Below are 15,979 nucleotides of genomic sequence, written 5' to 3'. Positions count from 1 at the left end.
CTAAAATATAACTCTTTGCTTCCACTCATCATCCGGCTTTAACGGTTCACCGTTATATTTCCCAACACGAACAATCGTTGTATTCCAAGGTTCTTCTCCTTGTCCGCTTAACCGGGCGGCGCAAAGGGTATTGGTGGCGCCGGCTTTATCGACACCTGTGTTCTCATCAAACTCTGCCCAGGCTCCTTCACCAAGAGCGACCACACCCGGCATCATGGCTTCGGTGAGGGTAAGGGGTCGGATCACTTTCCCGCAGGCGCTCTCAATTAAAACGGTATCTCCATTTTTAAGGCCGAGAGCTTCCCCGTCTCTTTTATTCATCACGAAGTCCTGAGGATAGGCTTCTCTCAGCTGAGGAATGTTATCGTAGGTAGAATGAGAACGTCTTCCATAGTGAATCGTCACAAGCTGGAAGGGATATTCACCCTTCTCTTTACTTTTCCAATCTTTGAAAGTAGCTTCATAGCCATCCATTGGCGGTTCATACTTCGCGATGGGGGGGATCGTCGTTAGGCCGTATGCTGCGATCTTATCGGATAGAGCTTGACAGTAGATTTCGAGTTTGCCGCTTTTGGTCGTGAGCGGATGAGCCCCGGGATCTTTCACAAAATCGGCGCCTTGAATCATACCGAGTTTGTCACCCGGGGTTCTCGACACTTGGTAAACCCCTTGTTTCACTAGGTCATTCAACGCAATCTTTCCTTGTTGGGGTTTACCCTTAACGCCCCATTCTTGAATGTCTTGATCCGTAATCGTGACGAGCGTCTCGTAGTTTACTCCGTCTTCATTGATCACTTTAGCTCCGGCAAGGCCGTTGAAAAATTGTTGTTTCCTACTGATCGGATAAATTTCATCGGGATTTAAGCCGAGGCGTTTGGCAAGTTCACAATCCATCCACTCTTCGGTTTTGGTCTCAAAAAGCGGGTCCACTACTTTTGGCGTAACAAAGATCGCTTCCGGATTTCCTTGCAAGATCATTCCGTCTTTTTCCCATTCCGTCGTTGCCGGTAAAACAATATCCGCGTATTTTGAGATGGTTGAAAGAACAATATCATTGGTTACGACAAAGTCGACTTTGCGGAAGGCTTCAATTCCTTTATTGATATCCGAGGATTGGTTGAGGTAATTGTAGCCGTATCCATCACGGATCAGCCAAATTAAGCGAATATCGCAAGGAACTTTCCCTCGTCCGTTTGTTCCGGTATATTCACCGTTTAAGATGGCATCATACGTTTCACAATAGGCCATACCATTGGCAATCGGATTTTTGGGGTTAGCCCATCGGTAACCATCATAGGGTCCATAGGTTACATCCGGGAATAATGGATTTTTAGCGGGAGGAAGACCTGTAGCTCCGGCTTTGACAAGGGTTTTACCCCCATAACTTTGATTAGCCGCATAGTTCATCGTCCAGACTCCGGCACCCGGTTTTCCTACGTTTCCGGTCATCCAACCCACGGTAAGGAAGGCCTGACAGAATTGCTGTCCTCTGTAAGTACGTGCAGGTGCAAAGGACGAAGTAAAAATCATCGGTTTAGTTGTGGCTATTTCGGTGGCAAATTCCCTAATCAGTTGCGGGTCTGTTCCGCATATTTCGGAAGCCCATTCCGGAGTTTTCGGAACACCGTCATAAGTCCCTAAAACATAATCTTTGAAATTCTCTTTAGGGTCTGCTCCCTCCGGTAGATGATCTTTATCAAATCCTACCGTACACCGATCCAGAAAATCCTGATCTTGCAGATTCTTTTCAATCATGTGATAAGCCATTGCCAGAAGCAGGGCCGTATCGGTTCCCGGTCGGCAAGGAATATACTCATCCGCTAATGTTTTTACCGATGGCGTGACAAAAGGATCGACAATGACAATTTTTGCTCCCGCTTTTTTCGCCTGCATAAGATTGTAAGTCGGATTTCCTAAGTTAGCACGGGCAGGATTGGATCCCCATAAAACAATGAGTTTCGCATTTCTCCAGTCCAATCTATCGTTTGACTTCCAGGAGAACATCCCTGTCATACATTCTTGAACGACTCCCCAGGCCCCTGAGGAAGATGATCCCCATCGCACAAGGCCCCCGCCGTAGAAATTAAGGAGTCTGTTTGAACCGAGAATGGATTTATTCCCATATTGTTCTTTAATTCGCTTTAATTCTCCGGCTACAAGATCCAACGCCTCATCCCATGAAATACGGACCCATTCGTCTTTGCCCCGTAATTCCTTATTACCGCCGCCGGGTGCCCAGTTTTTACGCTTCATGGGATATTTCAGGCGATCAGCCCCGAAGACATCATGTCTTTGGGAACGTCCGCGATGGCAGCCTCTTTGCTGCGGATAATCAGGTGAGTCGGTATGGGTATCATCTGTTTTCTGTCTGACGACAACCCCATCGACAACATAGGCTTTGTTCAAGCAGCGTCCGCCGCAATTGTGCCAGCAGGCTGCCGGAATCCACTCGCCCTCTTTATTCGCAAGATTTGCCGCAGCCGTAGTTGAATCTACTTTTGTCAGTCCACAGCCCGGAAGGGTAATCGCTGCTGCGGTACCGGCCGTTAAGCCAATAAAGGACCTCCTGTTCATTTTGTAATTTATGGCCTTCTCAATAAGTTTTGCCACGGTAATTCACCTCCAGTAAATTTAAACCACTTCATAATTAATATCTAAAAGCTCTTTGAGTGCCTCAATATCTAAGATCAGATAACCGCTGAGAATCTTGGCCATCGCCGGATAAAAACTCAACTTAGCACTGTCACAAATTTTTGCAGTCAGTTCGGGAACCCACTTTAATAAATGCTCTTCCAAAAACGCCTTTTGATCTTCCAGAACCCCTCTTTGCTTCTTGGGATCCTGATGTAAGTACTGCAGGGAAAGTCTGCTCAGTTGGTACATAAAATCTAATTCCAACCCTAAATGGTCATCCGCTTCCTTGCGAAACTCTTTCGGCAGGAATTGATATTTTAAATAGGCGTGCCTGACCTTGAGGGTTTGTTCTTGAAAAAGAAGGCGTTCTTTATTCAAGTATGCCGATTCCCAAAGCGGAGCGGGTAATTTGTCCGGTCCAATAAACATGCGCGTATAATCCCAATGCAAAGCATCGTAATTATCTTTAATTCTTAAATCATGTTCTTTAACAAATACGGCAATTTGATCAATTCCTTCACGGATCGCCTCATTTTCCTCACTAAATGGGAACTCTTTCGTAAAATTATTGTCCATAAAAAGATTTAAAAACTCTTGAGACGGTTCGCTTAAAAAAGTTCTTCTTAATATGTCGTAAACAAATACCCGCGTTTCCAATAAAGGTTGAACTCTTAACCCATTTCTTCGGTCCATGATAACACCTCCCTTTCATGTTCATTATTACACAAAGATCTTTGTAAAAGGCTACAAATAACTTCGTGTTAATTTGTAAAATCAGCGTTAAGTTATTGTAGCTCTCGCATATCCGTTCACTTAAGCGCTTCGGGGCTGGTTTACTTGCTTTCATAGCAGCTACGCCAAACCCCAGGGCAATACCTGAGGTGAACCACTGGCTTCGCTAAGCTATGAAAGCTTCGTAAACCTGCACGCCCCTACGCAAATCGTTCACTTCTATGCGAGAGCTACACTATTGGGTCTATTAAGTATCCTTTTAAATGCTTTTATTAGCTGTGTTATTTTCCCGATTTAGCTGTCTTTCAGCCAATATCGTTTTTTAGGCTTACTTGGATAAAAGCGAATGGAGGGTTTTGTCAGACGAATATCGGGAAATCCCTCCACAGTGGCTACCGTACCCTCTTTTAAATTTTGGCTGAGATCCGTCATTTGCAGAGCACCTGTCGGGCAGGCACTGACACAAGCGGGAAGCAGCCCTTCTTTTTGACGAGTAATACAGAAATTGCATTTGCCTGTTCTGTTCTGAGCATAATCAAACTGGGGAGCCTTGTAAGGACAGGCCGAAACGCATGTTTTGCACCCGGAACAGAGGTTGGAATCAATCAGGACCACGCCATCCCGTCTTTTAACATAGGCATGTTCCGGGCAAACTCTGAAACACTCCGGGCTTGAGCAATGATTACAGGAAATAGAGAGATATGTCCCATCTTGATTTTTGGTCACTCGCCGCCACTGAACCCCAGGTGCGGTTTTATTCTCATTTTTGCAGGCAATTTCACACGAATGGCAGCCAACACACCTCTCCACATTAAAAATAAAGCCTTTCGTTTTAAGCATGGCTACCCTCATCCCCTCTCAATTCATGCTTTTTCCGACTTCTGCCCATGCATCATAATAGGCCGCCCCCCGTGAGCTTGAGTATAGAGTACCCATATCTGCGGATTGCCTTGCTAATAATTGATTAATAGAATCTCTGCCGCTTTGGGCAATCACAACAACCCCTTGTGGGACACGCCTATTCAGTCTCAGTTTTCGCTGGCACATTCCCCATTCATTAAAAACAGATACATTTTCACCTTCCCCTAAATTTCTTTGCTTAGCATCCCCGGGATTCATTTCCACGACTTCCGCCTGCTGATTCTGGTTCAGCCATGAAACATTTCTATATTGGGAATGAATCCGCAGCAAGCTCTGCGGTGTAAGAAGGCGTAAGGGATATAACGGATTCTTCGCTTCCCTCTGCTCCAGAAATCTTGCCAAAGCAGGAAGTTGGTTTTCTTTGGCCTGAAAAGAATAAAGTTGAAACTTTCCTGTCCCTGTCGGAAAGATTTGTTCATACCCATTCACATCTGTCATCCTTAGTTTGCGCGGTCCTTTCAAAAGTTCCTGCCAATCGGATATCCCCAGCCTTTCAAGGATTTCCGGCGTTAATTCGCGGGCAATCCAATCCAAAGCTGTAAGTTGATCAGGAAAGCTTGAGAAATTGGGATGAAGATGATTCAACACCTTCGTTAAACTTCGAGCAATCTCCAAATCACTCTTGGCTTCATAAAAAGGCAGAATCGCCTTCTGATTAATCGCGATCCATTGATGCCAATAGCTTAGATTTAGATCATACTCTTCAAACAGGCTCGCCGCCGGCAAAACGATATCCGACTCTGCAGCCGTTTCATTCATAAATAAATCGACCGTTACGACAAGCTCCAGTTCTTGCAAAAGTTTACGCCAGTCCTGACGGTCTTGATCTTGACTCAAGGGATTACGGCTGGCAATCCATAAGAATTTTAGCGGAGGATCGGATAGAGCTAAGGCCTCTTGGGCAAATCGGTTAATATCTATTCCCCGTTCGATGATCGGTTCTTGACTCTTGGGCCTTGGGAAATTAATAATGTTCTCCTTAAATATGCCTAATGTATTGTTATAGTAAAGGCCGCCCCCCTTTAAGGAGTTGCCGCTGAGAGCAACCAAAGCATCAATACATCGCATCGTTTGGCCCCCATTCGAATACCGTTGGAGGCCAAAGCCTGCCCAAGTCGCACAGGGCTTTTGTTTATAATAATCCGCCAGCTCGTGAATTCCCTCTAGAGGTATCCCCGTGACTTGGCTCGCTTTTTCAAGTGTCACCTTTTCCTGAAGATAACTCTGAAAAGCTTCCCATCCGGAGATATGTTTTTGGATATACTCGGAATTGAGCTGTCCCTCTTCTAAAAGAATGGTAAGAACCGCCATCGCTAACAACCCATCGGTTCCCGGTCTGATTTGAAGATAGACATCCGATTGGACTGCCGCATCCGTATACAGCGGATCAATGACCAGGAGCTTGGCTCCTTTATCTCGCGCTTGATTGATAAATTTCCATTGATTAATGGCCGTTCGTGCAGGATTAACCCCCCAAAGAACAATTTTTTTCGCTTCAGCCATGTCTTCAGGGTCTTTAATCTTAAGCTGCCCGTGATTATAGATGAAAGCATCACTTCCCGCTGCTAAACAAGAATTACCATGAAGCTTGGTGTGAGAGCCGAAGCCCCTAAACATGCCCTCTGTCGCATAATGCAGAATTCCCAGATTTCCCGAAAACTTATTATACGCGCACGCCAAAGAAGACCCATACCGCCGGTGAAGCTCGATAATTTTATCGGCAATCACTTGCAGGGCCTCTTCCCAGCTTATACGCTGCCAATTTCCCGATCCTCTCGGAACTTGTCTTAACGGATAACGCAAGCGTTGGGGACTATACACATATTCGGTGTAGGCATATCCTTTAGCACAGAGCTTACCTTGGGTATAGCCATGATGAGGGTCGCCTTCAACCTTGACTAAACGTCCGTTCTGCACATGGGATAATATGCCGCATGTATCATAACAATTGCGCGGACAGACATTATGATAAATCATAGCCCCTCCTCAAACAACATGGTATAGCAGTAGTATTAGTTGTGGTTAGCAATGGATAACTGCTTCAAATATTGAATTTTAAAAGCAACAATTAAAGACAGAATCGTGTCAAAATCCTTGATATCGATTTCCAAGATTTCCTCAATTCGCTTTAACCTATAGCGCAGCGTATTGGGATGTAAGAATAATTCATCCGCCGTTTGCTTTAAATCACAGCGATTAACAACATATTTACCCAAGGTTTCCATCAGCTCATTCTTTTGAAGCCTGTCATATTCCTCCAGCGGCTCAAGAGTCTCCTGATAAAATTCTTCTAATTCTTGACGGTCATGATTATAAAGAATTCTATCTATACCTAGGTCCGTAAAAAAAGGAGTGTGGCTTTGTTCTTGGAGCAGGCTTCCTAAGGTTGAAGCCACCTTTGCCTCCTGATAGCTTCGGAATAACTCTGTAGGATTGGAGTATTCCTTACCCACGCCTACCCAAATGACACGTGATTCCAGATGCTCTTTGCTTTGGGCTCTGACCTTTTGGATAATCATGTTGATATAGTCTTTTTTTTCATGACGGCTTTTCTTTTCCAACGGCAGAACAAGAATAACTTGTTCATTTTTTTGTAGGATAATAGCCTTCTCATTTAATGATTCAACAACGGTTTGGACAATCTGATCAAGGATCTCCATTAAATGAGGATCGCCGGAATATTGTTCAAAATCCCGCAGTTCAAAAACAAGGACAACATGCGGCCGCTTAAAATCCCAACCCCAAAATCCGCCGCGTATGATAATATCCGCAGGGTCCTCGATATTGCCGTAAAGCAAGTCAAAAAGAAAGGCATCTTTATATTGCCGTCCCTGTTCGAGCAATTCTTCTTGTTTTTGGAGCTCCAAGATACACGCCAGGCTTGCCTCATGAGCAATGGTCTTGAGTCGCTCATCATCAGCCGACCCCGGCTCGCAAATCAAAAGAAACCCTAACCTTTTCACAGAATTCCTCAGCTCAGTCACAAGAACTTCAATGGGCTGCTCCTCCGGAAATACTGTAACATGATCCGGGATGGGGCCTGTCGTTGCTATTTTGAGCAGTTTACCCTCGCTGACATCCGCATTTGCGAGCGTCGAAACCAGAATACGGTGAGTGGAATTGATAATAAATACATCTCTATCTAAGGTTGCTGATATCTGCCGGGCTAATTCCCTAAGTCCTCCGCCGGATGCTAACGTATTCAGCAATTCAATCTGGAAATGCGGTAATTGATCCAACGCTAAACACTTCTTTTCTTTCCGCTTAAATCGTGAACTTTTAATCTTAATACGGTCGTATTGGGTACAATTTCATCGTGGAAATGATATTCCGGGCCTTCACATACACTATAGTGTTCAAGCAATGTATGCAGTGCTTCAACCTTTTGATTATCATCGACATAATCGATGATGCCTGTACCCATTATACTCTCAAATTCCATTGTACACTCACAAGCACCCACTTGTTTACTCGTAACTATTCCATGCGTACATTCCATTACAAAGGCAACTTTATTATTTTTCTTGATTAGATCATGCTTTTTACCGATGTTTGCACCGTGAAAATACAAAATAACATCATGACCATCCACCTGCATACCAAAATTCATCGGAACCACATAGGGGTAATCATCATCCAAAAAGGCGATATGACAAACCTCACACGCCTTCATCACTGTCATAATTTCGTTGAAACTCGTTATTTCTCGATCTATTCTTCTCATAATTTGGCTCCTCTCCGTAATATATTCTTGAATATCGTAATATATTCTTGAATATCGCCATATTACCGAGATGGCTTTATTCATATGCTACATTTTTATTATATTTTCAAACCGGCAAATTTGCAAAAAAGGGGACTGTTGCAAAGCCTATGGTCGTTTTGCAATAGTCCATAATTGTGGGCGTACAAAAACGGGGCTGTTTTGCAACAGCCCCTGGTCTTTTGTATTTACTTTATCCGAGTTAAAGGTATACGCTTATTTTGCCGCTTCAATATTACCTTCAAGTCCTATTTGCGCGGCGACCTTCTTCATTCCTTCAATCGTTTGCTCCATGACGTAGTCTAAATCCATCTTGAGATTTGCTGCCCCTTCTTCAATAACTTCGCGATTCACACCTTCGGCAAAGCTCTTTTGCTTCCATTTCTTTTTTACCGATTTTACGGTTAAATCAAATAGACTCTTGCTCGGCCGCATCAGTGCCGTTGCCGAAATCAACCCTGTCAATTCATCAATTGTATAAAGGACCTTTTCTTGATTCGTAATCGGTTCGACATCACTGCAAAGCTTATAGCCATGACTTTCTATCGCCCGTATATAAGACTCCGGCCATTGTCTCGGTTCAAGAATTGACCTCGTTTTATGGCAGTGCTCGTCAGGGTACATTTCAAAATCGATATCATGCAATAAACCAATGATACCCCACTCATCAGCATCTTCATTAAATAAGGAAGCAAAATGACGCATCACAGCTTCGACCGTGATCGCGTGTTTAATAAGAGTCTCACTTTTTACATATTCTTTGAGAAGCTTTTCAGCCGCCTCTCGGTCATGGGTGTTTTCCTGCATGCAAATTCCTTCTTTCCTTCATTATTTTTGGTATTTGATATTTGATACTTAATACTTAATACTTGATACTTACTAATCGATTTCATCGACATTATAGGGGGTTTCTTGGTAGACATAATAATTGAGCCAGTTGGCAAAAAGCAAATTGGAATGACCCCGCCATCTCACGATCGGCGGTTTTTGCGGGTCATCGTTCGGAAAGTAATTTTGAGGTATATTAATAGGAAGATTTCCGGCAACATCCCGATCATACTCCGCTTTCAAGGTTAAAGGATCATATTCCGAATGTCCCATCACAAAAATCTGACGGCCGCCTTTCGTCCCGACAAGATAGACCCCCGCTTGCTCGGATTCGGATAGAATCTCCAGCTCGGGAACCTTTTCAATGTCTTTCCTCCGGACTTCCGTATGTCGGGAATGGGGAACATAGAAAACATCATCAAAACCCCTGAGGAGTCTGACATTTTGTTGATTAAAGGTATGCGGAAAAACCCCAAATATCTTCGCCGGCAAAGGATACTTCGGTACTCCGAAATGATGGTAAAGTCCGGCTTGCGCTCCCCAGCAGATGTAAAGGGTTGAATAAACATTGTGCCGGCTCCAGTCCATAATTTTAACAAGTTCCGGCCAAAAATCAACCTCTTCAAAGTCCAATTTTTCAATCGGCGCACCGGTGATAATCATACCGTCAAATTTTCGATCTTTAATCTGATCAAAGGTTTCATAAAACTTAACAAGGTATTCTTCGTTCGTATTCTTAAACGTATGAGTTTCCGGATAAAGCAAGGTGATATCGACTTGTAAAGGCGAATTACTCAAAAGCCTCAGGATCTGAGTTTCCGTCACGATTTTATTGGGCATAAGATTAAGAATGACAATGCTCAGCGGGCGGATATCCTGGTGTGTCGCCCGGCCCTCACTCATCGCGAAAATATTTTCTCGGTTCAAAATTTCAATTGCCGGCAAACCATCGGGTATATTAATTGGCATAAAACACTCCCCTTTCAAATGAACAGAACATGAAATCGATAAAGAAAACCCGACTTCGCCGTGCCTTTTAAGCACGCATCCAGAAATGCGAAGTCGTTGGTTGCACTTATGCTGGAAGAAAGTATGCTATCGAAGGTTATACTTCTGACAGTATAAAATAAACCCTCTTTCATTCGAAAGAGGGTTCTTCTAAGCATTACTTCCTCTCTCATCTATCAATGTTTCCATCGCAGGAATTGGCACCGCTGTATCTAAAATACCGGTTGCCGGGTTTCATCGGGCCAGTCCCTCCACCACTCTTGATAAGAAGTTGAATTCATATTCAATTAACTAATGCACCTATACTATAACATTAATTGGTTTTAGTCAACTATTACCCGATAGTTTTTATTCCAGTTCATGGATGAACAATCCGCTTCTCAGCTTCGGTTCGAACCAAGTCGACTTAGGCGGCATCAGCCGTCCGGCATCTGAGACATCAAACAATTCGTTAATTGAAGTGGGATACATGGAAAAAGCCAGTCTCATATCCTGATTTGCTCTTTTTTCGAGTTCTTTAAGTCCTCGAATCCCGCCGACAAAATCAATTCTCTTATCGGTTCTGATATCTTTGATCCCAAGGATTGTCGTTAAGAGATGATTTTGCAGCAAGGAAACATCGAGTCCCTCAACGGGATCCTGTGAACGGATCTCATCTTTAGCCGTTAACTTATACCATACTCCGTCTAAATACAGACCAAAGGTTGCTTTCTCCTGGGGTCTAAACGGTTCCGGCCCTACTTCTTCGACCACGAATTCTTTGGCAACTTCACTTAGGAATTCATCCGGACTATATCCGTTTAAATCTTTAACGACACGGTTATAATCTAAAATCATCAGCTGATCATGCGGGAAAAGAACGGACAGAAAGAAATTGAATTCTTCGTCCCCGGTATACCCCGGATTGGCGTCTCTGCGTTTAAGACCCACCTTTACCGCTGAGGCCGCTCTGTGATGCCCATCCGCGATATAAATACTCTGGGTATTCTTGAATCCGTTCGCGATGGTTTCAATATCTTTTTCCTGATCGATTCTCCATACCGCATGTTTAATTCCATCCGGAGCCGTAAAATCGTACAAAGGTTTTCCCTGCTTCACTTTTTCCACAACATCATTGATAACTTTCTGAGAACGATAAGCTAAAAAAATCGGTCCTGTCTGCGCATTGCAAATATCGACATGATTGATGCGGTCAATTTCTTTATCTTCTCTTGTTTTCTCATGCTTTTTAATGACATTATTCAAATAATCATCAATCGCTGTGCAGCCCACCAGACCGGTCTGGGAACGCCCATTCATGGTTAATTCATAGATATAGTAACAGTTTTTCCCTTCTTGAATCAGAATACCTTCTTCTTTCATCTGCTGAAGAATATCCCTTGCTTTTCCATAGACTTGAGCATCATAGGGATTAAAGTCTTCCGGAAATTGGGTTTCCGCGCGATCCACTTTCAAAAAGGATAAGGGTTCCTTTAAGACTTCGGCTAATGCTTCTTCCCGATTGTAAACATCATAGGGGAGTGCCGCCACTTTATCCGCAACATTCGCTCTTGGTCTTACCGCATTAAAGGGTCTGATAATCGCCAAAACTACCCCTCCCGTTTTACTTAATGGTTCTTACTTTTAAAACGCCGTCAATAGCTTCCAGTTTTTTAATGATTTGTCCGGTCGTCGGGGTTTCAATATCCATCAAGGTATAAGCGTATTCTTTCCGGCTTTTATTGATCATGTCGGAAATGTTGATATTTTCATTCGCTAAAGCAGCGGTAAATTGACCCAGCATATTCGGCCTATTTTTATGGTTGATGGCAATCCGACCCGCTTGCATGCATACTCCCATATCACAAGCCGGATAGTTCACGGAGTTTTTAATGTTTCCATTTTCGAGATAATCCATAATCTCTTTAACAGCCATAACCGCACAATTATCTTCCGCTTCACTTGTCGAAGCACCCAGGTGAGGAACTGCAACTACTCCTTCCACACCAACCATCTTGGGAGTGGGCAAATCCGTAACATAGCAGCCGACCTTTCCTGATTTCAAGGCTTCAAGCATGTCGTCCTCATTCACCAGAGTATCCCGGGAGAAGTTGAGGATTTTTACTCCATCCTTCATGAGCGCAAAGGCATCCTTGTTTAACATACCCTTGGTCTCATCGGTTGCAGGCACATGGACGGTAATATAATCACATTCCCTAAAGATCTCATCAAGAGACTTTGTATGCTTAATATATTTAGAGAGTTTCCAAGCTGCATCGACAGAAATAAAAGGATCATATCCGTAGACTTGCATTTCAAGTTTGTTTAAGGCATTGGCAACTTGGACACCGACTGCTCCCAGTCCGATAACCCCAAGCTTTTTGCCTTTGATTTCATTTCCGGCAAATTGCGATTTCTTCTTTTCAACGAGTTTGGCAATATCGGGATTATCCTTCTCCGAAGTCACCCAATTGACACCTCCGATAATATCTCGGGAAGCGAAGATTAAGGAAGCAATAACAATCTCTTTTACGGCGTTGGCATTCGCTCCGGGTGTATTGAAAACCACAATACCCTTTTCCGCACATTTATCCAAAGGAATATTATTGACCCCTGCCCCGGCCCGCGCAATGGTGGTCAACGAAGGAGGAAACTCTGTATCATGAAGGCTTGCGCTTCTGACAAGTACCGCATCCGCTTCATTAAATGCTTCGATTTGCTCATAATTATCCGTAAGCAGCTCTAAACCTACTTTAGAAATATTATTTAAACATTTAACCTTAAACATTTCTATACACCCCTCTTATTGATTTTCTGCTTCAAACTTTTTCATCAATTCGACTAATGCCTTTACCCCTTCAATAGGCATTGCATTATAGATACTGGCTCTCATTCCGCCTACGGTTCTGTGTCCCTTCAAGTTTTCAAAGCCGGCAGCTTTTGCTTCTTTAATAAATTTAGCATTTAATTCATCAGATCCGGTAACAAAGGGTACATTCATTAAAGAGCGATCTTTTTTAACGACTGTTCCTTTGAACATCTTGCTTGAATCGAGATAATCATAAAGAATAGCTGCCTTTTCTTCATTTCTCTTCTTCATCGCTTCAAGGCCGCCTTGTTTCTTCAGCCACTTGAAAACCTTGCCGCAAATATAGATGCCGTAAGCCGGAGGCGTATTATAAAGCGAATCATTATCGGCATGAGTTTTATATTTTAACATCGTCGGTGTTCCAGGTAAGACATCTTCGGTAATCAGGTCTTCACGCATAATGACAATAACGACACCGGCAGGACCTACATTCTTCTGAGCACCTGCGAAGACGAGACCGTATTTCGTGATATCAAAGGGTTCGGACAAGAAATCAGATGACATATCGGCAACTAAGATTTTATCTCCCGTATCCGGCAGTTCGGTATATCTTGTGCCATAAATGGTATTATTGTGACAGATGTAAACATAGTCCGCGTCCTCAGAGATTTTTAAATTTTTAAGATCAGGGATATACGTAAAGGTCTTATCTTCCGAAGAGGCAATGACATTGACTTTGCCGTAAATCTTTCCTTCGGCGATGGCCTTCTTGGCCCATTGTCCTGTTTTGATATAATCTGCGACCCGATTTTTCATTAAGTTCATCGGAATCATGGCGAACTGCTGGGAGCCGCCTCCTTGAAGGAAAAGAACTTTGTAATTATCGGGAATGTTCAACAAATCGCGCAAATCTTTTTCGGCATCTTGAATAATTTGTTCAAAGGCTTTGGAGCGATGGCTCATTTCCATCACAGACATTCCGGTATCATTGTAGTTTAACATCTCGTCTGCTGCTTCTTTAAGGACTTCCTCCGGTAATACGGCCGGTCCCGCCGAAAAATTGTATACTCTTTTCATTTTGAATTCCTCCTTAGAATTTCGTTAATATATTTTTTGAAAATAAACAAAACCCACCCCTTAATTGGGGCGGGAATTTTCCGCGGTGCCACCCAAGTTTCAACCGATTTCAAATGTATGGAAACGCTGAAGGTAAAATTAAATAAAATAAACCCCTCATCCCTTATAGGGACGAGAGGTATTCCCGCGTTGCCACCCATGTTGCCGTATCGGCCAACTTTTGTCCGCGCTATCGGGCGGAACCCGTCACAATTCATCATTGGCCACTCCGGGATGGAATCTATAAGCCTGTCAGACTGACTTGCACCCACCGTCAGCTCTCTAACTAACAAAGACCTTGAACTTCCCTTCATCGTGTTATATATAAGTATCCTGTGTTATGTGATTGATTCTAAGCCTTTAGGAAGAAGATGTCAAGTCCTAAAGCATGGAAATTTTAAATTTTTTTGCAAACTTATTAAGTTCCGAAAGCAATCCATCGCTAATCGGGATTCCATCTCTTCTGCGTTTCTCAGCTATGATCTGACGCCGCTCACCCGGAATGCGAATCTCACTTATTCCATCAGCCTTTGGTGTTTCTTTAATTTCGCGAATCATATCTTTCATTCTTTGGGTGAATTCCTCAATAGGCATAAAACGTGAGATATCAATCGTCAAAAAGCTGTGTCCTATATTTGCAGGCTCGACCGCATCATCATTAATCCATCCCACATGACTTCCATATGCGGAGCCGCTTATGATTCCTGAAAAGACTTCGACCGCCAGAGCCAGTGCATATCCTTTTGCCCCGCCAATAGGGAGAACGGCGCCTTCTAAAGCTGCTTTAGCATTTGTCGTTGGTTTTCCCTCTTTATCAATGGCCCATCCTTCGGGAATATCCCTCTCTTCCTTTGCGGCCAAAATGATATTGCCACGGGCAACGGTTGAGGAAGACATATCTATAACAACAGGCTGATTGCCATTGGGAAATCCGTAAGCTATCGGATTGGTCCCGAAGTAAGGTGCTTTCCCTCCCCAGGGAGGGATTCCACTCGGCGAGTTCGTAAACACCTGTCCAATCATTTGCTCTTCTGCCGCCATTTTACAATACGTAGAAGCCGCCCCGAAATGGTTACTGTTTCTAACTGTAACAAAACCAATACCGTATTTTTGGGATAGCTCAATGGCAATTTCCATAGCACGATAGGCTACTAATTGGCCAAGTCCATTATCTCCATCCACGCTGGCTACCGCACCATTAATCGTGTTCTGAATAGAGGGAGCCGGATTGATCCGACCACTCAACAAACACTTAAGATAAACGGGCAGTCGGCTAATTCCATGGGTATCAATTCCTTCAAGACTCGTATCAACCAGAATAGAAGCGACAATTTTTGCCTCAGTCTCTGGAACACCACTCGCGATCAGGAGGGCCTGACAAAAATGATCAATCTTTTGAAACGAGAAACAAGGACTCATTCTTTATCCCTCATCCTTTTATTCACTTTTTTTCCGAAGCTTGAGAACCATTCAGGATTGCCAATCTTACGTTCGTTAAGTGTTCCACCATCTTTTGATACGCCAATTCCGGATTGCGTTGTTTTATCGCTTCAACAATCGTCTCATGCTCTAGAACGGATAGACGTTGACGTCCCGATATTCTTAAAACGCTGACTCTTACTTCTCCGGTTAAATCTAATAGGTTAACCATAAGTCTCTTTAAAACTTTATTCCCTGCAGCTTCAGTTATCTTGAGATGAAGCTCAGCGTCAAGCAAAGCAAGCTTCGACTCGTTCTCATTCCCAAGTTCTTTACCTCTTCTAATAATTTCCTCCAGTTGCATGATATCCTGATCATTGGCATTTTGCGCACACCAAAACGCTGCTTTGCTTTCTAATATCTCTCGAATTTGAAATAGCTCCTCTATCGTCCCTTTTGAAATCTGAAGCAATGACGATAGTCGAGATACATCTTCCGAGACATCGACTTCATTTATATAAGCTCCCATACCATGGCGAATCGTAACAATTCCCAACCCTGCCAGAGTCTTTAACGCATCCCGAACTACTGTCCTGCTCACGGCAAACACATTACACATTTCGCGTTCAGAAGGTAACTTATCGCCTGGCTTAAGCTTACCATTACTTACTTCCTGCATAATCTGATTGACTATTTCCTCAGATAAGTTACTATACGTTTTAACTGGTTCAAACATGATAACACCGACCTTAAAATTAAATTCGTTGGTA

Annotated in this window: 13 protein-coding genes and 1 riboswitch; all 13 genes read right to left on the bottom strand. The window is 43.4% G+C overall.

From position 1 onward, the window contains the following. Positions 1-2,574 carry a molybdopterin-dependent oxidoreductase gene (locus VB077_RS05020; RefSeq protein ID WP_416337033.1) on the bottom strand — a complete coding sequence of 858 codons (2,574 nt, stop codon included), beginning with the start codon at positions 2,572-2,574 and terminating at the stop codon, positions 1-3. A gap of 57 nt (positions 2,575-2,631) precedes the next feature. After that, positions 2,632-3,327: a molecular chaperone TorD family protein gene (locus VB077_RS05015; RefSeq protein WP_323414128.1), complete on the bottom strand. Its 696-nt coding sequence runs from the start codon at positions 3,325-3,327 to the stop codon at positions 2,632-2,634. A 333-nt stretch (positions 3,328-3,660) separates the two neighbouring features. Beyond that, positions 3,661-4,206: a 4Fe-4S dicluster domain-containing protein gene (locus VB077_RS05010; protein ID WP_323414127.1), complete on the bottom strand. Its 546-nt coding sequence runs from the start codon at positions 4,204-4,206 to the stop codon at positions 3,661-3,663. Positions 4,207-4,224: 18 nt separating this feature from the next. Further along, positions 4,225-6,264 carry a molybdopterin-dependent oxidoreductase gene (locus VB077_RS05005; protein WP_323414126.1) on the bottom strand — a complete coding sequence of 680 codons (2,040 nt, stop codon included), beginning with the start codon at positions 6,262-6,264 and terminating at the stop codon, positions 4,225-4,227. A gap of 35 nt (positions 6,265-6,299) precedes the next feature. Then, positions 6,300-7,526 (bottom strand): PucR family transcriptional regulator, encoded by a 1,227-nt coding sequence (locus tag VB077_RS05000; protein ID WP_323414125.1) that lies wholly within the window; start codon positions 7,524-7,526, stop codon positions 6,300-6,302. 2 nt (positions 7,527-7,528) lie between these two features. Beyond that, positions 7,529-8,011: a pyridoxamine 5'-phosphate oxidase family protein gene (locus VB077_RS04995; protein ID WP_323414124.1), complete on the bottom strand. Its 483-nt coding sequence runs from the start codon at positions 8,009-8,011 to the stop codon at positions 7,529-7,531. Positions 8,012-8,266: 255 nt separating this feature from the next. Continuing rightward, entirely contained in the window at positions 8,267-8,857 is a 591-nt protein-coding gene (locus tag VB077_RS04990; protein WP_323414123.1) for an HD domain-containing protein, read from the bottom strand. A gap of 72 nt (positions 8,858-8,929) precedes the next feature. Further along, entirely contained in the window at positions 8,930-9,847 is a 918-nt protein-coding gene (metA, locus tag VB077_RS04985; protein ID WP_323414122.1) for a homoserine O-acetyltransferase MetA, read from the bottom strand. 205 nt (positions 9,848-10,052) lie between these two features. Beyond that, positions 10,053-10,156, bottom strand: a riboswitch (SAM riboswitch). Between the two features lie 78 nt (positions 10,157-10,234). After that, on the bottom strand, positions 10,235-11,473 hold the full coding sequence (locus VB077_RS04980; protein ID WP_323414121.1) for a DUF1015 domain-containing protein: 1,239 nt from the start codon (positions 11,471-11,473) through the stop codon (positions 10,235-10,237). Between the two features lie 16 nt (positions 11,474-11,489). Continuing rightward, positions 11,490-12,653: a phosphoglycerate dehydrogenase gene (locus tag VB077_RS04975; protein ID WP_323414120.1), complete on the bottom strand. Its 1,164-nt coding sequence runs from the start codon at positions 12,651-12,653 to the stop codon at positions 11,490-11,492. 15 nt (positions 12,654-12,668) lie between these two features. Then, positions 12,669-13,751, bottom strand: coding sequence for a 3-phosphoserine/phosphohydroxythreonine transaminase (gene serC / locus VB077_RS04970; RefSeq protein WP_323414119.1), 1,083 nt, complete (start codon positions 13,749-13,751; stop codon positions 12,669-12,671). A 420-nt stretch (positions 13,752-14,171) separates the two neighbouring features. Continuing rightward, the gene (locus tag VB077_RS04965; RefSeq protein ID WP_323414118.1) at positions 14,172-15,209 is read right to left on the bottom strand and encodes an Ldh family oxidoreductase; all 1,038 of its coding nucleotides are present in this window, start codon (positions 15,207-15,209) and stop codon (positions 14,172-14,174) included. Between the two features lie 22 nt (positions 15,210-15,231). Beyond that, entirely contained in the window at positions 15,232-15,945 is a 714-nt protein-coding gene (locus VB077_RS04960; protein ID WP_323414117.1) for a FadR/GntR family transcriptional regulator, read from the bottom strand. Positions 15,946-15,979: the final 34 nt, after the last annotated feature.

Origin of the sequence: Desulfitobacterium sp., from assembly GCF_034927245.1 — a bacterium.
Taxonomy (GTDB): domain Bacteria; phylum Bacillota; class Desulfitobacteriia; order Desulfitobacteriales; family Desulfitobacteriaceae; genus Desulfitobacterium_A.
The sequence above is the reverse complement of the archived record's forward strand: the minus strand, read 5'-3'. Positions and strand labels throughout refer to the sequence as shown.